Annotated in this window: 13 protein-coding genes; 3 read left to right on the top strand and 10 right to left on the bottom strand. The window is 74.1% G+C overall.

The window, feature by feature from the left end; genetic code table 11:
- Positions 1 to 61: 61 nt before the first annotated feature.
- Complete coding sequence (locus BS72_RS11570) at positions 62 to 1,363, top strand: MFS transporter (protein ID WP_232792337.1); 1,302 nt, start codon at positions 62 to 64, stop codon at positions 1,361 to 1,363.
- A 223-nt stretch (positions 1,364 to 1,586) separates the two neighbouring features.
- On the opposite strand, the gene BS72_RS11565 is transcribed toward BS72_RS11570, so the two are convergent.
- A complete protein-coding gene (locus BS72_RS11565) occupies positions 1,587 to 2,030 on the bottom strand; it encodes a universal stress protein (RefSeq protein WP_051950949.1) in 444 nt (147 codons plus the stop codon).
- A 167-nt stretch (positions 2,031 to 2,197) separates the two neighbouring features.
- Between BS72_RS11565 and BS72_RS11560 the strand changes: the two genes are divergently transcribed.
- On the top strand, positions 2,198 to 2,557 hold the full coding sequence (locus BS72_RS11560; RefSeq protein WP_037909160.1) for a hypothetical protein: 360 nt from the start codon (positions 2,198 to 2,200) through the stop codon (positions 2,555 to 2,557).
- A 6-nt stretch (positions 2,558 to 2,563) separates the two neighbouring features.
- Here BS72_RS11560 and BS72_RS11555 read toward each other — a convergent pair whose 3' ends face one another.
- Positions 2,564 to 3,847 (bottom strand): MFS transporter, encoded by a 1,284-nt coding sequence (locus BS72_RS11555; RefSeq protein ID WP_051950947.1) that lies wholly within the window; start codon positions 3,845 to 3,847, stop codon positions 2,564 to 2,566.
- Between the two features lie 324 nt (positions 3,848 to 4,171).
- On the opposite strand from BS72_RS11555, the gene BS72_RS11550 reads away from it, so the two are divergent.
- A complete protein-coding gene (locus tag BS72_RS11550; RefSeq protein WP_037909157.1) occupies positions 4,172 to 5,143 on the top strand; it encodes an NAD-dependent epimerase/dehydratase family protein in 972 nt (323 codons plus the stop codon).
- A 97-nt stretch (positions 5,144 to 5,240) separates the two neighbouring features.
- Here the strand turns inward: BS72_RS11550 and BS72_RS11545 are convergent, their stop codons facing one another.
- From BS72_RS11545 to BS72_RS11510, 8 genes are all read right to left on the bottom strand, one after another.
- Positions 5,241 to 8,411: a GH92 family glycosyl hydrolase gene (locus BS72_RS11545; RefSeq protein WP_232792336.1), complete on the bottom strand. Its 3,171-nt coding sequence runs from the start codon at positions 8,409 to 8,411 to the stop codon at positions 5,241 to 5,243.
- Between the two features lie 358 nt (positions 8,412 to 8,769).
- Positions 8,770 to 11,361 carry a polysaccharide lyase family 8 super-sandwich domain-containing protein gene (locus BS72_RS11540; RefSeq protein WP_037909154.1) on the bottom strand — a complete coding sequence of 864 codons (2,592 nt, stop codon included), beginning with the start codon at positions 11,359 to 11,361 and terminating at the stop codon, positions 8,770 to 8,772.
- A 221-nt stretch (positions 11,362 to 11,582) separates the two neighbouring features.
- The gene (locus BS72_RS11535) at positions 11,583 to 13,880 is read right to left on the bottom strand and encodes an FUSC family protein (protein WP_232792335.1); all 2,298 of its coding nucleotides are present in this window, start codon (positions 13,878 to 13,880) and stop codon (positions 11,583 to 11,585) included.
- 174 nt (positions 13,881 to 14,054) lie between these two features.
- Complete coding sequence (locus BS72_RS11530) at positions 14,055 to 14,258, bottom strand: hypothetical protein (RefSeq protein ID WP_037909151.1); 204 nt, start codon at positions 14,256 to 14,258, stop codon at positions 14,055 to 14,057.
- Positions 14,259 to 14,763: 505 nt separating this feature from the next.
- Positions 14,764 to 15,636 (bottom strand): DMT family transporter, encoded by an 873-nt coding sequence (locus tag BS72_RS11525; protein WP_037910156.1) that lies wholly within the window; start codon positions 15,634 to 15,636, stop codon positions 14,764 to 14,766.
- 658 nt (positions 15,637 to 16,294) lie between these two features.
- Entirely contained in the window at positions 16,295 to 16,522 is a 228-nt protein-coding gene (locus BS72_RS11520; protein WP_037909148.1) for a hypothetical protein, read from the bottom strand.
- A 411-nt stretch (positions 16,523 to 16,933) separates the two neighbouring features.
- On the bottom strand, positions 16,934 to 17,587 hold the full coding sequence (locus BS72_RS11515; protein WP_037909146.1) for a hypothetical protein: 654 nt from the start codon (positions 17,585 to 17,587) through the stop codon (positions 16,934 to 16,936).
- A gap of 496 nt (positions 17,588 to 18,083) precedes the next feature.
- Positions 18,084 to 19,010, bottom strand: a complete 927-nt coding sequence (locus tag BS72_RS11510; protein WP_037909143.1) for a LysR family transcriptional regulator — start codon at positions 19,008 to 19,010, stop codon at positions 18,084 to 18,086.
- Positions 19,011 to 19,170: the final 160 nt, after the last annotated feature.

Here is a 19,170-nt window from a genome sequence, read left to right as displayed (position 1 = left end):
GACGAGATGCCCCAGGTCGGAGACCCTGGAGGGGCAGCAGAATCCGACTCAGGGGGCGCAGATGACGTCACGAAGCACCAGCACGGCCGACCGCGGGGCCACAGGCCCGCGGCAGACGGCGATACCGGCCGCCGGCCGGGCCGCACGCGGGGGCGGCCCGGTCCCGCAGGCCCCGTCGGGGGTGGGCTTCTGGTTCGTGGCGGCCTCCTTCGCCGTCCTGATGGCGTTCGGCACCGCGCCCACCCCGCTGTGGCCGCTGTACGAGGCGCGGGACGGGTTCGGCGCGACGACCGTCACGGTGGCCTACGCCGTCCTGGTGGTGGGCTCCGCCTTCGGCTTCGTGGCACTGGGACACCTCTCCGACCGGTTCGGGCGCCGCCGGGTGGTGGTGCCCTCGCTGCTGGTGGGCATCGTCGCGGCACTGGTGCTGGCGATCCAGCCCAGCCTGCCCGGGCTGCTGGCCGGGCGGGTGCTCAACGGCGTCGCGATCGGCCTGATGGCCTCCACCGCCACCGCCTACCTGCATGACCTGTACCACCAGCGTCACCCGGAGCGTCCCGGCTCCACGCTGCCGGGCGTCGTGGCCACGATGGCGAACCTCGGCGGCCTGGCGCTCGGACCGCTGGTCGCCGGACTGGTCGCGGAGTGGGCGCCGCACCCGCTGGCCGCGACGCAGATCGGGTTCGCGGTGGCGATGGCGGTGTGCCTCGTCCTGTCGCTGTCCACGCCGGAGACCGTCGACGCCGAGCGGCGGGCGCAGGGCCGGCCGGCCCGGTTCGCGCTGCGGCCCGGCAGCCAGGGGCCGTTCACCGCCTCGCTCGCGCTGGCGTTCTTCTCCTTCGCGCTGCTGGGGCTGCTCAGCTCGCTCGGCGCGATCATGCTCCACGAGGAGCTGCACATCTCCTCGCACCTGATCGCGGGGCTGGCGCCGTTCCTGATGTTCGCGGCCTCCGCGGTGGGCCAGCTGCTGCTCGGCGGAATGCGGCCGGCGCGGATGACGGCCACCGGCGCCGCGGTCTTCGCGGTCGGCCTGGGGCTGGTCGCGCTCTCCCTCTACCACCCGGCGCTGTGGCTGTTCCTGGTGGCGGTGGTGATCGCGGGCGCGGGCGCCGGCGTGCTCTTCAAGGGCGGTGTGGTCATGGCCAGCGCCAGCGCGGAGCCGACCTCCCGGGCCGGCGTGCTCGCGGTGTACTTCACCGCCGGCTACCTGGGCCTGGGCGGGCCGTCCATCCTGTTCAGCGTGGTCACCCACCATGTCAGCGTCCAGTCGACGATGGTCGGCTTCGCCGTGCTGCTCACCCTCGGCGCGGCGCTCTCGGCGGCGTTCGGCGCCCGGCACGCCGCGGCGCGGCCGGTCGGCTGAGACCGGCCGGGTCCGGGGCACCGCCCCCGGGCGCCCCGGACACGACGACGGCGCCGCCCGCGAGGTTCGCGGGCGGCGCCGTCGTCGCGCTCCGGCCCTGACGGGCCGGGCCGGGAAGTCGGTCCGGGGACGCGGCCGTCGGAGGACGGCGCGGACCGGGGCGGCGGACCGGGTGGACCGCGCGGTCAGGCGCGGTGCGCAACCGGGCGCCGCGGAGGCCGGCTCAGACCTCCTCGGCCTGGCTGTGCACCAGCAGGACGGAGACGTGCGCGGTCTTGGCCACGCCACGGCTGACGCTGGGGTGCAGCAGGGCGGAGATGCCGCTGTAGTGGCCGGGGCCGACCGCGATCAGGTCGCTGCCGAGCTGCTCGGCCCGCTCCACGAGGATCGCCGCGAGGTCCTGGCTCAGCCCCTCGTCCACCTCGCCGTCGGCGGTCACGCCCGCGCCGCGCACCCGGGCCAGCGCGTCGTCCAGCACCTTCCGGCTCTCCTCCGCGTCCTCGACGGGGGTGACCGCGGTGGTCAGGCCGGCGCCGAGCACCTGCGAGGGGCGGATGTGGACGACGTGCACCGTGCCGCCGGTGAGCTTGGCCAGCGACGAGACGGCGTCGAGGACGGCGTCACCGTGGTCGGAACCGTCGACGGCGGCGAGGATCTTCTTGTACATGGGACCAACTTCCTTCTGCGGAGGGGGTCGCACCGTGCTCTCCCCCACAAGGCTCAGCTTCCGCGTGTGAAGATCGATTCCCCGTTCGAGAGTGGCGCACGCCACTTCGCTCCCGGCCGACCGGTGGGAGGTCCGGTAGCAGCGGATTCTGATTCGGAGATCCGGCCATGAGCCTTCTCGTGCACACCGTCGTCCTCGATGCCGACGGCCGCCGCGACTTCCTGGAGGATCCCGCGTACGGCGGGACCCTGGCCGGTTTCGAGAGCACCAGGACCCGGCTGTGGGGCTCCCCGGCGATACGGGCCCTGGGCTCCCGGTTCTTCCCGCGCCTCGACGGCGACGACCTCTACGTGGAGCATGACGAGCTCGACGGGTTCCTCGCCGAGTGCGAGGCACTCCGCCCCCACCTCGACCGCCTCGCCGGGCAGGGCGGCTACCCGGCCGGGTACGTCACCAGGTGCTTCGACAACATCGTCGCGGCGGCACTGCGCGCCAAGGCCGCAGGCGGTGGGATCGTCATCTGGTAGCAGTGGTCACTTGACCTCTTCCGCCGGCTCCACTGCCTCCCCCTCCCCGGCGGCGGGCCGCTGGTGCGGGAGGGCGCCGGCCGGAGGGGCCTGCCGTACGGCGCGGTTGGCCGTCGTGGCGAGGGCCAGGGCCAGCAGCCAGGCGCCGCAGACCCACACCAGGGTCGTCGGGCCCAGCGCGGTGATCAGCGCACCGCCCGCCAGCGTGCCCATCGACAGCGCGCCCGTGGTGAGGGCGGAGACGGCCGCTGTCGCCCTGCCCCTCAGCTCGTCGGGGGTGACGGCCAGCTGGTGGGTCGTCATGGCCACCGTGTACACCGGGACCAGCAGCGACTCGGCCGCCGCGACCGCCGCCAGCGCCGGCGGGTCGGGGGCGAGGGCGTACAGCGGGAACATCAGCGCCTCCAGCCAGAGCGTCGCGACGGCGATCCGGCCGAGCGGGAAGCGGCGGGCGATCCGCCCCGAGGCCAGGGCCCCGGCCATGGCGCCCAGGGCCGCGCCGCCGAAGACGGCGCCGACCTGGAACGGGGAGGCGCCGAGCCGCCGGGCCAGGGTGATGATCAGCAGGTACCCGGCGCCGTAGCGGACCTTGTCGGCGGCCGACACCAGGGCGAGGAACCGGACGACGGGCTGGCGCCGGAGCCAGCCGAGCCCCTGCCGGACCTCGTCGGCGAGCCGGGCGGGGGTGGCCGGCCGCTCCTGCTGGAACCGGGTGCGGACCAGGCTCAAGGACAGCGCCGAGACGGCGAAGGAGGCCGCGTTGACGGCGAACGGCACGGCGCGCCCGGCGGAGTACAGCACCCCGGCGAGGGGTGCCCCGAACACGCCTGCCGCCCCCGCGGCGGACTGCTGGAGCCCGAGCGCGGCCGGCAGTTGCCGCGGTCCGACCACCTGGGGCAGCGCGGCGGTGCCGGCGGCCTCGAAGAGGGTGCTCAGCACCCCGGCGGCGACGGCCGTGGCGTACAACTGCGGCATGGCCAGCCGGTGCAGCAGCCCGGCGACGGCGACGCCGCCGGTGAGCGCCGCGCGGCCGACGTCGCACCAGATCATGGCTGCCCTGCGCTCCCAGCGGTCGGCCAGTGCGCCGGCGACCGGCCCGGAGACGAGGAAGGCGGTCGTGCCGAGGCCGAGCACGATCCCGGCCCTGGCGGCCGACCCCGTGAGGGTGAGCACGAGCAGCGGCAGTGCCATGGACTGGGCCTGGTCGCCGACGGCCGAGACCAGCCGGCCGCCGAGCAGCAGCGAGAAGTCCCGGTTCCGCGGTAGAGCGGATCGGTGGGAAGGACGCATGAGAGGTTACGCTCCGTAGTCAGCAAAGGGCACGCGGATGGTGTCGAGTCCGGTGACCTGGCTAGGAGATACGGGACGCAGCGGTCATGCGCGGAACGTAGCGGGACGGGCTGCGGGCCGCAACCGCGTTTCCACCCCGGGGCGCGCCTCGGGCGGGCGGACCGGCACCCGCCGGAACTCCCGCGCGTCGACGCGCGGTCGACCCGGCACAGGACGGCCCGCCGCAAGCGGGTAGGGCGCCTGCGGGCAGGCTCCGACGGAGATCCCGCACGCTCCGACACCACGCCTTCCCGTACCGGGGCCGCCGCTCTAGGATCAGCGGCCATGCGCGTTCTGGTGCTTGGAGGGACCGAGTTCGTCGGGCGGGCGATCGTGGCCGACGCCCTGGCCTCGGGCGCCGAGGTGACCCTGTTCAACCGCGGCAGGACCGGCCGCGACCTCTTCCCCGAGGCGCGGCGGCTGGTGGGCGACCGCGACACCGGCGACTACACGGCGCTGCGCGGCGGCGCCTGGGACGCCGTGGTGGACGTCAGCGGCTACCTGCGCCGGCAGGTCCGGCAGGCGGCGGACGTGCTGGAGGGGGCGGTCGGGCGGTACCTGTTCGTCTCCAGCCACGCGGTGTACGTCCGCGTCGGTGTGGCCCCGGGCTCCGACGAGGACACCCCGCTGCGGCCGCCGGTGGTCGATCCGCCCGTGCTCGACGAGGACACCTACGGCCCGTCCAAGGTCGCCTGCGAGCAGGAGGTGCGGGAGCGCTTCGGTGAACGGGCCACGGTGGTGCGGCCCGGCAAGGTGGTGGGGCCGCACGACCCGGAGGACACGCTCGCCTACTGGGTGCGCCGCGCGGCGCGCGGCGGCCGGGTCGCGCTGCCGGGCGACCCGCGGCAGCCCGTGCAGGTGGTGGACTCCCGGGACCTGGCGCGGCTGGTGGTGCGGCTGGTCGAGGACGGCCGGGCGGGCGCGTTCCACGCGGTGGGCCCGGAGCGGCCGGTGACACTGGGCGGCCTGGTGGAGACCTGCGCGCGGGTGGCGGGCACGCAGGTGGAGCTGGTGCCGGTGCCGGTGGACGCGGTGTCGCGGTCCTTCCCGCTGGTGCGGCCGTACTGGGCCGGGCAGCAGCGCAGCGCAGCGCGGGCCCGGGCGGCGGGGATGCCGTCGACTCCGCTGGAGGCGACCGTCGCCGACGTGCTGGCCTGGGACCGCGAGCGCGGCGAGCCGCCGCTCCGGTCCGGCGCGAGCGACGAGGAGGAGCGGGCCCTGCTCGGCTGCCACGGAGAGCGCCGCCCCACCCCCTGACGCCCGAGACGGACGGGCCCGCCGGCCGACCCGTGACGGGGTCGGCCGGCGGGCGCCGGAATGCACGGATGTGACGTATCGTCAGCCTGACGCTATATCAACTCTCGTCCGGGCAGAGGTGGAGGGCGAGCACGTTGCCACCGGAGACGGCGACCCGGACGCGTCCGAGGGTGCCGGTGTCACCGCCGTTGGCGACGCGGAAGTCGGTGCCCGCGTTCTCGCCGTTGTGGAAGGCGGCGTCGTCCACCGTGAAGGTGGCGGTCTTCCAGGTGTCCGTACCGGTCTTCTGGACCGGCGCGCTGTTCTTGTAGGCGTTGCCCACCGCGTCGTACTGGAGGGTCCAGCTGCCGGTGCCGTGGTCGTAGTAGTCGATCGTCACGGTGGCGTGGTAGTCGCCGCCGGGGACGGTGGTGTTGTCGATGTCGAAGTACTCGTACGGCGAGCCGTCGGTGGTGGAGCGGCCGGAGCGCCCGCCGAGGGTGACGGGGACGGTGTGGCCGTCGCCGTTGTCGCGCAGCCGCAGCCCGCACTCGGTGTCGGTGGCACCGAGGGTGTCGCAGGAGGTGGCGGTGGCGTCGGCGGCGGGCACGGTCAGCACGGTGGCGCCGCCGGGCAGTTTCTGGCCACTGGCGGTGGTGAAGGAGATCTGCACCGGGTGGTAGCCGGACGGGGTGCTGCCGGCGACCTTCACGGTGACCGGCGCGGTGGCCCGGTCGGCGCGGCTCAGGTCGAGGGTGCCGGAGGACGGGGTGACCGTCACACCGGGGTTGTCGGTGGTGGCCGTCCAGCGCACCTTGCCGGCGTGTCCGGCCAGCGTGGAGACGCCGACGGTGGCGGCCACGCTGCTGCCGGGCTGGGTGACCTGGTTGCCGGTCGGGGTGAGGTAGCCGACCGCCGGCACCTCTCCGGTGCGGTAGGACGGCGGCGCGTCCTGCGCCGCGGTGGAGCGGTGGGTGTCGGGCCGGGTGGAGAGGTCGACGTGGAGCGCGCCGCCGCGGGTGGCGGTGTCGGCGGGCAGCGAAAGGGCCTGGTAGGAGCGGCCGTTGAGGGTCATCCCGGTGACGTAGGGGGCGTTGTCGGCCGCCTTGGGCGCGTCGATGGTCAGCTTGTGGCCGGTACCGAGGCTGATCACCGCCTTCTTCACCAGCGGGCTGTTCAGCGCGAGCGTCGGGGTGCCGGGGGTGGCGGGGATCATGCCGAGCGCCGCCCAGACGTACTCCGACGACAGGGCGCCGTTGTCGTCGTTGCCGGGCAGTCCGTCGGGCGCGGTGGTGAACAGCTCCGTCTCGAACCGGCGCGTCACCTCCTGCGTCTTCCACGGCTGGCCGACGTAGTCGTACATCCACGGGGCGGTGGTGTCGATCTCGTTGCCGGCCCAGTCGTAGGGGTCGTTGCCGCCCGCGTTGAGCTGGGAGAAGAAGCTGTCCAGCCGCGGCACCACCTGCTGGGCGCCGCCCATCGCCGTGACCAGTCCGGCGATGTCCTGCTGGACGGAGAAGTTGTACTGGGCGGCGTTGCCCTCGTCGTAGCCGTCCTGGCCGAACGCGCCCGCCGGCGGGGTCTGGAAGCCGGGGCCGGCCGGGAACGCGCCGTTGTCGTCGCGCGGGCGCAGGTAGCCGGTGGCCGGGTCGTAGATGTTCTGCCAGTTGTTGCCGCGCTTGGCGTAGGTGGCGGCAGTCGCCGAGTCGCCGACGGACGCGGCCAGTTGGGAGATGGTGAAGTCGTCGGTGGCCCACTCCAGCGTCTCGGACGCGCCCTGGAGGCCGTGGTCGCCCTGGGAGACCGCGTCGTTGGGCGCGTAGCCGAGCTTGACGTAGTCCTCCACGCCGGGGCGTTCCACCCAGCCCCAACCGACCTTCTCCGAGTGGTTGGCGGCCTTCTCCATGATCGGCAGGGCGTCGCGGACGTCCACGCCGCGGGCGCCGTAGGCGACGTACTGGGCGAACAGGGGGACGCCGTTGTCACCGTTCATGACGTTTCCGGTCATGTTCTGCGAGGGCCACTTGGGCCACCAGCCGCCCTGCTGCTGGGCGTCGCGCAGCAGCGAGTTGGCCATGTCGCCGGCCCGGTCGGGGTAGAGCATGGTCTGCAGCGGGGCGAGCGAGCGGTAGATGTCCCAGTCGGAGAAGGTCGCGTACTGGGTGTGGCCGCGCGCCACGGTGTGGATCGCGTTGTCGAAGCCGATGTAGCGGCCGTCCACGTCGTTGAAGACGCTGGGCGACTGGAAGCTCCGGTAGAGCGAGGTGTAGAAGGTCGTCAGCTCGTCCTTCGAGGCGCCGCCCACGTCGACCTTGCGCAGCACGTCGCGCCAGTCGTCGCGGGTCCGGTCCTGCACCTTGGCGACGTCCCACCCGGGGATCTCGGCGGCGCGGTTGGCGGCGGCGCCCTCGGTGCTCACGTACGACATGCCGACCTTGGCGGTGACCTCGGTGCTCTTGGCGGTGTCGAAGGTGAGGTAGGCGCCGGAGCCGGAGCCGTCGGCGCTCGACGCGCCGGGCGTCACGGTGCCGCCCTGCCAGGTGCCGTGGGCGGTGAACGGCCGGTTGAAGACGATGTCGAAGTACATCGTGTACTGGCTGTTGTTGCACAGCCCGTGCGGGGTGGAGGTGCCGACCAGCTCGTGGTCGTTGACCAACTGGACGTGCGAGGAGAGGTCGCCGCCGAGGCTGGTCCCCGACTTCACCAGCACCTGGGCCTGGCTGCCGGCCGGGTAGCGGAAGTCGGCGATGCCGGTGCGGGTGGTGGCGCCGAGCCGCACCTGGACGCCGGAGTCCGCCAGCTTCACGTCGTAGGAGCCGGGGGACGCCTGCTCGTCGGCGTGCGAGAAGTGCTCGGTCCGCGCGGCCGGGTTGGCGCCGACGTCACCGGTGACGGGGAGCAGCGGGATGTCGCCGAAGGAGGAGCAGCCGCCCGAGAAGTGGTCCAAGCTGAAGCCGCGGATCTGGTCGGAGGCGTAGTCGTACCCGGTGGGGCCGCTGGCGGTGTCCGGGCTGAACTGCATCATCCCGAAGGGCGCGGTGACCCCGGGGAAGGTGTTCTCCCAGTCGGTGCCCTTCTGGGTGCCGATGAACGGGTTGACGTAGCCGGTCGGATCGGCCACCAGCCCGGAGCGCCCGGAGCCGGCGGCCTGCGCGGCGACCGGGGCGGTGCCGGCGCAGGCCGCGAGAACGGCGGCGACCACGCCGATTCTGGCCCATCTGCCGCGTGTCCGGCTGTGGTTGCGGGCGCGGCGGAGCGGCTCGCCGGCCTGCGGTTGAGTCCGTGTCACGGTTCCCTGACCCTTCGTACGGAGCATGATGTCAAATAACTTGCTTGACATCGTTGTCAAAAGCGCGTAGGCAGTCTTGTCCGGAACGGCGAACCCCGTCAAGGAGTTTGCTGTCAGGACCCTTTGCGGACGACCGGAGCCGGCGGAGGACCAGGGGCGGCCATCACCCGGTCACGACCACGGGAGATGACAAACCATCAGTTCGACAGGTCGACGGTGGGAGCCGAGGACCTGGCGCGACGGCACGAATCGGCGGAGCGGTGATCTGGCCACCCCGCATGCCAACGGCCTTCCGTACATGCCGCATTCGGCGCGCGGTACCTGTCGGCGCATGCCGCCTTCGGCCGCGCGGTGCCCGTCAGCGCAGGGTGGCCGTGAGGGTGGCGCCGTAGGTGTGGCGGGTGGCCGCCTGGACGCGGGTGCCGCCGGGGACGGGGGTGACGGTCATCCCGGCGTCGGCGGCGCCCGCCCGGCGCGGCCGGCCGTGCACGCTCAGGCCCACGGTGTCGCGCCCGGTGGTGGGGTCGCTGACGGCCACCTCCAGCGTGCCGTCGCGGTGCTCGCGCAGCAGCACGCACGCGGGGCCGTCGACCTCCAGCGGGCCGACCCGGTGGATGCCGGGCGTGAACGTGTTGACGGCGGTGATGCCGAGCCGCTCGTGCCGCAGCGCCTGCGCCGAAGGGGAGTTGGCCAGCACCGTCAGGGGCCGGTCGCGGTGGTGCGCGGCCGGGGCGTCCGGCGCGGCCTGCGGGAGGATCGCGTAGGCCAGCGCGGTGTGCGCGGCGCCGGCCGGCTGGTCGTGGCCGAGGGAGAACACCTGCTTGGTGACGGCGGTGTCCGGGTTGGAGGTGCGGACCAGCCGGCGGCTGCGGGTCACCGTCTCCAGCGTGACGCGGTGGCGGGCGCGCGGGTCGGCGCCGGGCGAGTCGAGCAGGACGTACCCGACGGCGACCCCCTGCGCCGGGTCGGCGTAGTGCAGCCAGGCCAGTGGCGCGGTGCCGGGGCCGGCCAGCGGGCTGCCGTCGCGCAGCCGCCCGGTCAGGGCGACCGGGTCGGCGGCCGCCGCGATCCGGGTGTCGAAGGTGGTGGTGACGGCCCGGCCGGCCGCGTCGCCGACGCCCGCCGCCAGGACGGCGATCTCGTCGTCGAACATGTACCAGGACTTCACGGCCTGGGCGTTGCGGTAGGCGGTGAAGTCGGCGGGCAGCAGCCCGGCCTGCTCGGCGGCCCAGGCGGCGTCGTCGGAGAGGACCAGCGCTGCGGTGCCGTAGGTGCCCAGCCGGGCGCCGCCGGAGTGGGCGCCGGTGGACAGCGGGAAGTAGACGTAGGCGTTCTGCGCGTCCGAGGAGGAGGTGAACCCGGCGGCGGGGTTGTCGTACCAGGCGGTGCCGTACAGCTCGGGCACGGTCTCGCGTTCCTCGACGGGTGCGGTGGTCCCGCCGAGCGCGTACGGGGAGACGGCGGTGAAGTGGTCGACGCCGAACGCCTGGGTCTGGTCCTGCCCGGACAGGTAGAGGTAGTGCGCGCCGGCCCCCTGGAACCAGGGCGTGAGGTTCTCGCCGCTCATGTACTCGTAGCCGCTGATCCGGGTGGAGCTGCGGGCGAGGGTGAAGGTCCAGCCGGGGCGGCGATGGACGGTGCGGTCCATGGCGTTGAACGCGCTGTGCTGGGCGGGGGCGTTGAGGTCGGCGGCGGGCACGGAGGCGTCGGCGAGGATGTCGGCGAAGCGGGCGGCGCTGACCGGCGAGGTGAAGGAGGTCGGGGAGGGCGCCGAACGGGACACCGTGTGCACGTACTTGGCGAAGCCGGCCAGTGCCCTCGCCTCGTCGCCGGTGTAGTACTCGGCGAGGTCCACCGCCGACTCGACCACGGTGGCGGCGTCGGCGTAGCCGGTGGTGGTGCGGGAGACCGCGCGGCCCTTCACCGCCTCCATCATCCAGCCCTCGAAGAGCAGCGGGGCGAAGCTGCCGGCCACCCAGCCGCGCGCGGCGCCGGCCAGGTCCGCGCCGGCCGGATAGCCGGTGCCGTCGAGCAGCTTGACGGTCTGCACCACCCGTGTGAGCAGGCCGGTGCCGTAGGAGCCGGTGTAGGCGACGGAGCCGTGCTGGACGAAGGAGCCGTCGGCGTAGAAGCCGTCGGTGACGCCGTGCCGGAGGGCGTAGGGGTCGATGGCGGCGAGCACCGTCGACTGGTCGGAGACGGCCTTGGTGATGCGGGCGTCGTCGTCGAGGAGCGCGCCCTGCAGGATGCGGTCGGTGGTGATGTCGGCGAGGTTGGCTCCGGTGTGGAAACGGGAGTCGAGGTCGACGTCCCCGTCCTTGCCGTTGCGCAGGTAGCCGTCCATCGCGGCGACGTAGTCGGCGGCGAGGCCGGGGCGTTGGACGGCTGCCGTGTCCTTGAGCAGGATGAGCGCCTTGGTGGCGTACTGGGGCATGCCGATCTCCCAGTTGAACCAGTTGCCGTAGTAGCCGGCCGCCTGGTCGCCGAAGTACCCGTCGTACAGCGCCGCCAGGCCGTCGGCCACGCGCTGCTGCACGCCCGTGTTCCCCGACAGGTCGGGGGCGGCGGCGCCGGGGGCGCGGGTGGCCAGGACGATCTCGTAGAGGTACTGGTAGGACGAGGTGAGGTGCGCGTCGTCCGTGCCCAGCGGCAGGCCGGAGAAGAGCTCGCCGCTGCCGGCGGCGTCCATCGCGGCCAGCCGGGTCCGGGCGGTGGCCGCCATCGCGGTGAGCTTGCCGGCGATGTCGGCACGGGCGTTGGACTCGGCCGTCCCGGCGAAGACGGCCACGGTGTTGGCCAGGACGGTGGCCCGGTCCGCCGCTCCCCCGGCCGCTCCGGCCGCGCCCGGCGCGCCTCCCGTCCCGTCCGCCCACGCGCGCAGGGGCCCGGCTGCGGCCAGCAGCGCGGCGCCGGGGACGGTGGCCAGTAGAGCACGGCGGGAAAGCTGCACGGCGGACGCTCCCGGGGGTGGACGGGCGGGGCGGAGCAGTAAGCGCTTTCGGCATTGAAGCAACACCGGCCCCGGCTGTCACTAGGGCCGCTGCGGGTTTTCGGTCCGCCCGCGTCCGCCGGGCCCGCGGTGGAGGCGCCGGACGCGGCGGAACCCTCAAGGGCCCACGGCGCCGTCAGAGGCGGCGCCCTCAGGCACGCGGCCCTCAGGCACGCGGGCCCTCAGGGACGGGACGGAGCCGGGCGGGGGGCGCCGCCGGGGGCGGCGGAGTCGCGGTCGGTGGGGACCTTCAGCGGACGGGCCAGGGCGGCGACGCTCTCGTCGAGCCGTTGGAGGTGGCGCAGCACCCGGTAGGTGACCGTGCCCGAGCGGAGTCCGGGCGGCGCTCCGGAGCCCTCGAACATCGAGGCGATGCTGGGACCGGTCCGCACCCGCTGCCCGGCGTCCTCGCCCCGGAGGTGGGCGATGAGCGCGTCGATGTTGTGCGCCAGCCGCGGCCCGGTGGCGGCCAGCCTGGGGTCGGCGGCGACGCTGTTGCTGTGCGGGACGAGTTCGGAGGTCGCCGCCAGGGAGCGGGCGTGGTACGCGCAGGTCTCCAGGAGGGCGACGAGGTAGCGGGCGGTCTGGCGGCGCACCCGCAGCGGCGTGATCGGGTAGACCAGCGGGGCGGTGGAGCGGCGCAGCGCGTCGAGTGCGGAGTCCAGGTCGCGGGCCATGTCCACCAGGTCGGTGGCGGGGCCGCCGCTGAGCTGGTCGACGGCGGCGGTGGACACGTCCCGCAGCCTGCCCAGGACGGTGATCAGCTGCTCGTCGGTGTGCTCGTCGGTGTGCACCGGCAGGACCAGCACGGCGGCGATGAACCCGCAGGCTGCGCCGAGCGCGGTCTCCTCGATCCGCAGCACCAGCACCGCGAGGCTGTAGGTGTGCAGGAGCGTGTAGAGCAGGCCCAGCATCGCGGTGACGAAGAACGACATCAGGGCGTACGACAGCGGCGCCGTGAAGAACATCGCGAAGATCAGCACGAGGACCAGCGAGAAGGCCGTCCAGGTGTGGTGGCCGACCGCGCCGGCGAGCAGCACGCCCGCGACCACGCCGGCGATCGTGCCGATCAGCCGCCGGTAGCCCTTGACCAGGATCTCGGCCGTGGAGGTGGTGTTGAGGAAGACGACCCAGCAGGTCAGGACTGCCCAGTACCAGCGCTGCGAGGACAGGAACTCGCCGCCGACCACGGCCAGCGCGGAGCCGGTGGCGACCTGGAAGGCCGCGCGGGTGGTCCGGCGGTCCAGGCCGGTGCGGGCGGCGACGGGGGCGTCCTGGTCGGCGAGGGCCAGGTCCTCGGCCTCGAACTCCTCGCGGGAGCGGGTCGTCTCGGGCGCGTCGTCGCTGTCGGGCTCGGCGTCGGCCACGCCGGTGCCCTCAAGGGCCAGCCGCAGGCCGAGGACGGCGCGGGCGGCCTCGCCGACCCCGCGGAAGGCGTCCTGGACGGCCGGGGTGGCCTGCGGCACGTTCTTCTCGTCCCGGTAGGCGAGCAGCCGGTTGCGCAGCATGGTGACGGCGGTGCCGGACCGGTTCTCGGAGAGCCGGGTGACGAGCAGGTGGAGCGCGGCCATCTCGCGGCCGAGCCTGGCCACCGCCTCGTCCTCCTGGGAGAGCGGCAGGGCGGCAGCGGACAGTGTGGCGCCGGGCAGGTGCAGGGTGAGGGTGTCGGTGCGGCCGGTGCTGCGGGTGTTGAGCAGCAGGATGCCCAGCCGCTCGGCGGCGATCTCGGCGTCGACGACGCGGCGCTGGACGAGGTTGGCGGTGGCCTCGTCGCGGGTGCCGTCCTCCAGCCGGTCCTGGATCATCAGGGCCGTCTCGTGCAGCCGCGCGGTGGCCTTGCGCAGGTGGGCCACGACGTCTTCGAGGTCCTCGGCGTCGGCGGTCAGCACCTCGCGCTGGGTGTCGACGAGCTGCGCGGTGCGGGCCCGGAACGCCTGCCGCAGCCGGCGCAGGGTCCGCTCGGGGGTCTCGGTCACGAAGGCGAAACGGGCCAGCGCGCTGCAGGCGAAGGCGATGGCCAGCGTCAGCCAGAGCCGGGGCAGGGCGGAGGGCGTGGCGTGGACGAACAGCGAGACGAAGTAGACCTGGAACCCGATCAGGCCCAGTGCCGTCCAGCGCTCACCGAACCGGCGCACGTACGCGGCGCCGAAGATCAGCAGGACGAAGAAGATGTCGCCGATGACGACGTACTGGTTGAGTACGGCCCCCAGCGAGACCGACGCGAGGGCGGTGGGCAGGCCCAGTGCGAGGGTCACGGCCTGGCGGCCGCGCCGCTTCTCGCGGATGGCGAAGGTGGAGACCATCGCCACTATCGCCCCGGCGACCATCTGGGGGATGGCGCTGCCGAGCAGGGACAGCGCGACCAGCGCCAGACCGATGGAGCCGACCGTGCGCAGCCCGGCCATGAGCCTCAGGAGCCCGGGGTCGGACGCCGCGTAGCGGTCCCAGAGGTCGGCCAGTGCCCTGCGTGTGCGTGTCATCCGAACGTGCGCGCTCCCTACGGCGGCGTCGATGGGCCCAGCATCGCACGTCACAGCGCCGGAGGAGGTACAGGGGGCCCCGCGTCGCCGACGGCGCGCCGCCGCGAGCCGTCCGTCCCGCGGCTGGGGCGCGGGCCGGGCCGGTGCCGCGGGTGCCGTGGTGGCGCGGGGACGTCAGCGGGCCGGCGGAGCGCCGGAGCGGAGGCTGCCGGACGGGAGCCGGGGGCCGGACGGACCGGCGGCGTGGGCCGTCGCGGACAGGAGGATGAGCACCGTCGCCGCCAGCAGGCCGGCCGCGGCGGCCGCCAGGAGCCGATGGGCGCGCGAGTGGCGCCATGGTGGAGCCGCGCCGCGGGTGCGGGGGGATGCGCCGGTCATGTCGTTCCTCTCCTCCGGGTCGGTCCGGCCGGCCGACGGCGTACGGGTCCACGGCGGGCGGCGGGGCGCCGCAGGCAGATCTGGGGGCGCTTGCACAGGTGGCCGGGGCGTGGCTGCGGAGTGCTTCCGGGGCCGGGGGACGGGAGCGGTGACGAGTGTGGCCCTGCCGGGCGCCCCCGGTCAACGGAGGTTTCCGAAAGGGCACCGAAATTCCCGGTCGGCCGCCCCGGCAGGGCCCCGCACCAGGCAGGATCGGCGTTTCCGCACGTGAGTTCGGCTTTTCACCACCCCGTGAGCGCGGGGTGGTGAAGGGCATCGGAACGGACGGCGCCGCCCCGAGGATGCGCGGGGGGCCGTTCCGGCAAGCCGGCCTACGCGTGCCCGGCGAAATTTTCGACCACGCGCGGGAGGCCGGGCCGGTACGGCGTGGGGCGGACCGCCGAGCCACCGACCCACCGACCCACCACATCGTCCGGGAGCGTCCGGGCCCACCTGACCGGCACCGTCAGCGGCGGTTCGCCGTCAGCTCCCGGGTCAGCGTGACGGCCTTGGAGAGGTAAAACGTGCCGGCGACCACGAGGGCGACGCCGATCAGCTGGGGCAGCAGCCACCAGCCGGTACGGACGGTCTCGCCGTAGACGGTGAGGCCGAGCGCCAGGCTGATCGTGGCGTCCCCGAGGGTCAGGGCCGGCTGCGAGGCGGCGATGGTGCCGGCCTGGAGCGAGTTCTCCAGCAGGAAGACGGCCGTGATCCCGAACACCGCGAAGCCGTAGGTCTGCCAGGAGGTGATGAAGGCGCCGAAGCCGTGGTCGGAGAACGTGTCGGCGGCCGACTTCATCATCGCGGCGGTGAGCGCGTTGGAGGCGGCGGCACCCACCCCCAGCAGCGCCGCGCGCACGGCGCCGTTCCGCCGCCGCCGGGACAGCGCGACCATGACCACGACCAGGCCGCCGACGACCACGATGGCGGGAATCCACCGGTCCAGCGGCGCCTGCACGCTGCCGCCGCCGGGTGCCGCGCAGGCGAGCGCCACCGCCAGCCCGACCACCATCGCGCCGACGGCCACCCAGCCCCTGCCCGGCAGGGTGCGGTGCAGCAGCGGGATCGCGATCAGCAGCGCGAACGGCAGCTCCAGGACGAACACCGGCTGGGCCAGCGCCAGCGGGCCGGTGACGAGGGCCAGCGCCTGGAAGAGCGCGGCCCCGGCGACGGCGCCGATGCCCAGCAGCCACACCGACTGGTGGACCATGTCCAACAGCAGCCGGAAGCGCATGGCGTCCTCGGCCGGTACCCGCAGCGCCGCCTTGCGCTGGAGCACGGTCCCGGCGGCGTTACTCGCCGCGCCGAAGAGCGCGAAGACCACGCACAACGCCAGCAGGGCGGACCTCCCGTAGCCAGAAGCGACGCCCCCTGCTGCCAACCTACCCGCCTGTTCCGGGGGCCGCCCCCGCTCCGCGCCCCGTGCCGGGCGCGGTTCGCGGGGCCGGCCCTCGCGGACGGCCCTCGGATGACGGCAGCGGGCCGGCCTGTTCCGCCGGCGGAGGCCAGGAGCGGGGGCCGCCATTGCCATCGGCGAATAGCACACGTTCCACCATTCCCGCCCGAAGATCGGAAATCGGGGGGCCGTCCGACCGTATTACTCCGGAGCCCGGGAACGAACCAGTACGCTCTGCGTGGGATCGGGTGCTCTCAAGCGCCCTCTCAAGGCTGCGCCGGGCCCTGGTTTGCCTCCGGATGGCCCGGCGCGGTCCGTACCGGCGACCTTTCCCGTGACCGTGGCGGATTGCTCCGGCCGCGTTCGGCGGCGCCAAGCGGAATCACGTGGAATCACGTGGAATCACGTGGAATCACGTGGAATCACGTGCGACGGCGCGCCGCTCGGCGGGTCGCCGGGTCCACAGGGCGGCGACGGCGCCTGATCCGCGACATCGCTTTCACCGTCCCGCCTTTCTTAGCACTTGATCGGCCACCACCGCCATAGTTGGGGGCATATATGCACCCTCGCGAGATCGTGAAAGGAAAGCGCGTTCGAGAGATCACCGGGCCGACGGTCCCTCCCCGGGACCGGAGCCCGGACCTGAGTCGGGGCCGAGGCCGGGGCCGGGGCCGGGGCCGCCCATCAGCTCGTCGGCGATCTCCCTCAGGTACAGGCCGAGCGTGCGCTCGTCGACCGCACGGCTGATCCGCACCACGCCCTGACGGTCCATCCCGACCAGGAACATCTCTCCGGCGGCGGAAGCGGCGGCGCGCCGCGGCCCTCCCACCCCCGTTCTCCTCGGTTTGCGGTGAGCATGCATCCGGGCTCCTCGCCCGTCCGCCCGCCGCGGGCACGGCGGTGGGCGCCTGATGACCCGGCGGGCCGGACACGAAGGGACCCGCGACGGCGCGGGCCCATGGGAAACGTTCACGAAGACGACGACGGCCCACGGCCGCCCCCAAGGGCCGGCGGCAGCCCACGGCGACCTACGACGGCCGCGACGAGCGCGCCGCGCAACCCGCCCGGGGACGGCGCGGCTCCCCGCCACACACCGTCCCCGGGCCGACCGCGACGGGAACCCGACGCCCGGCGCGGCCGGAACGCGGCCACCCGGGCGGAAGGGTCCCGAGCCTGGGCAGGGCCGGGCGGGTGCCCGGACTCCGCCGGCCGGAGATCCCCACGGGGGCCGCCGGAGCGCTCAGCGGGTGACGGTCGGCTGGAGCGCGCCCTGCATGATGAGTCCCCGTTCGATCTGGATCGCCGAACGGCACAGCGCCCGGTCCTCGACCAGGAACGTCGGCTCGACGTCCGCACCGGTGCCCGGGCCGCGCACGATCAGCGAGTAGCCGACGAACGGGTAGACCACGGTGATGTCGCCCGAGCCGCTGGCGAACCTCCCGCTGCGGAAGCGGGAGTCGGCGACGAACCCGACCACCATGGGCTGCACGTCGGGGGCGGGGACGTCCTCGCTGAGCATGGCGAGCACGTCCACCGCCGCCATGGTGCCGTCCAGCGACTGCTGCGCCGCCGACCGCAGCCGGGCGAGCAGGGTGGCCTGGTGTGCGACGGTGGCGGCCATCGCGGCACCGGCGGCCAGTTCGCGGCTGGCGACGTTGGCGGCGTGGCCCAGCATCTCGACGCGGCGGCGCAGGTCGGCGGACATCTGCGACGCCTCGGCCTGCACGCCGCGCCAGCGCGCGTCCCACGCGGCGCGCTCGCTCTCGTGCGCCTCGGCGATCCGCCGCGCCGCCGCCTCGGCGTCCTCCTCACTGGTGATGGCCCCCACGGCCAGTCTGTAGAACGCGTCGGCGCGCGGCCTCGGCAGCGTCTGCGCGGCATCTGCAGCAGTCATCGGTTTGCCTCCGGATTCTGACTTGCGCGCGACGATAGCCCACATTTCATGATCGTTCATCGGGTTCTCACGGAATAATCAATTCAGGAGGACGGAAAAACCGCCCGCCACCTCCTGGATCGCTCTCCACCTCGGCCGCGACCTGCGAACTCTCGCGATTCAGCTCTCTCGTATCGCAAGCGTGCACGATTCTCCGAGCGCGCTCTCACGGTGCAACCAGTGGGACGCGAGATGAATACCGATGGTATCGGTGGATAATCAGTCGAACGAGTTCCATGAAAGAACACCGGCCAGCCAGGGGCCGCGCGGGAAATACATAAAAGGATCACCCGGAAATCCGCCGAGACCGGGCGGCGATCAGGTCGGTCCCGGGGGTTCGGGCCGCCGCTTCGGCAGCCGGATAGCCCGACACCCGACACCCGGCGCCCCCGCACCCCGACACCCGGTGCCCCCGCGCCCCGCACCCCGGCACCCCGGCACCCCGGCACCCGGACACTCAGCGCGGCATCAGCCGTCCCTTGCGTCCGAGCAGGAAGCTCTTGAACGCCGCCACCGGCGGCGTGTCGCGTTGGCCGTCCAGCCAGGCCACCCCGATCTCCCGCACCGCCCGCTGCCCCATGAGGTCGAGCTCGGCCACACCCGGCCGGGGCGCGGCGGGCGGCGGCAGCAGGGCCACGCCCAGCCCGGCGGCGACCAGGCCGCGCAGCGTCTCCGCCTCCTCGCCCTCGAACGCCACCCTGGGGGTGAACCCGGCCTCGGCGCACAGCGCGTCGGTGATGCGCCGCAGCCCGTACCCGGACTCCAGGGTGACGAAGGGGTCGGCGGCGAACTCGGCGAGGCGCACCCGGCTGCGCCCGGCCAGGCGGTGCCCGGCGGGGACCACCAGCCGCAGACGCTGCTCGTCCAGGCGGCGCACCACGACTCCGGGCGCGTCCGGGAGCGGCGAGATCAGGCACAGGTCGAGCGCACCGGCGCGCAGCCGGGCGAGCAGCTCCTCGCCGTAGGTCTGCGCCAGCTGGAACCGCACCCGGGGGTGGTCGGCGCGGAAGGCGCTCAGCAGGGCCGGCACGGTCTCGTGGCCGAGGGCGTGCAGGAAGCCGAAGGCGACCCGGCCGGCGTCCGGGTCGGCGTCCGCCCGCACGGACTCCGCGGCCCGCTCGACCTCGGCCAGCGCGCGCTCCACGGCGCCCTGGAAGGTCAGCCCGGCCCGGGTCAGCCGCAGGGCGCGCCCCTGCCGCGCGAACAGGGTCACCCCGAGCTCCGCCTCCAGTCGGGCCACCGAACGGCTGAGCGTGGACTGCGGGACGCCCATCTGCTGGGCCGCGCGGGTCATGTGCTGGAGCCGGGCGACTGCCGCGAACCGCGCCAGCCGCGGGGCGAGGGCGGCCGCCCAGGCGTCACCGTCCAGTCCGGCGCGGGCCACGGGCCCGTCCCGGAGCCCGTCGCCGGCCGGCCGCGCCGCAGCCGCCCCTGACGACTGCTCCGGGGTCCGCGCCAGCAGCCCTTCGGCCTCCCCGTGGGCGCATCCGGCGTCCGGGCCGACCGCCCCCGGGCCTCGCGCGAGCCCGCCGACCCCGGTCTCC

It is taken from the genome of Actinacidiphila yeochonensis CN732 (genome assembly GCF_000745345.1).
Taxonomy (GTDB): Bacteria; Actinomycetota; Actinomycetes; order Streptomycetales; family Streptomycetaceae; genus Actinacidiphila; species Actinacidiphila yeochonensis.
The sequence above is the reverse complement of the archived record's forward strand: the minus strand, read 5'-3'. Positions and strand labels throughout refer to the sequence as shown.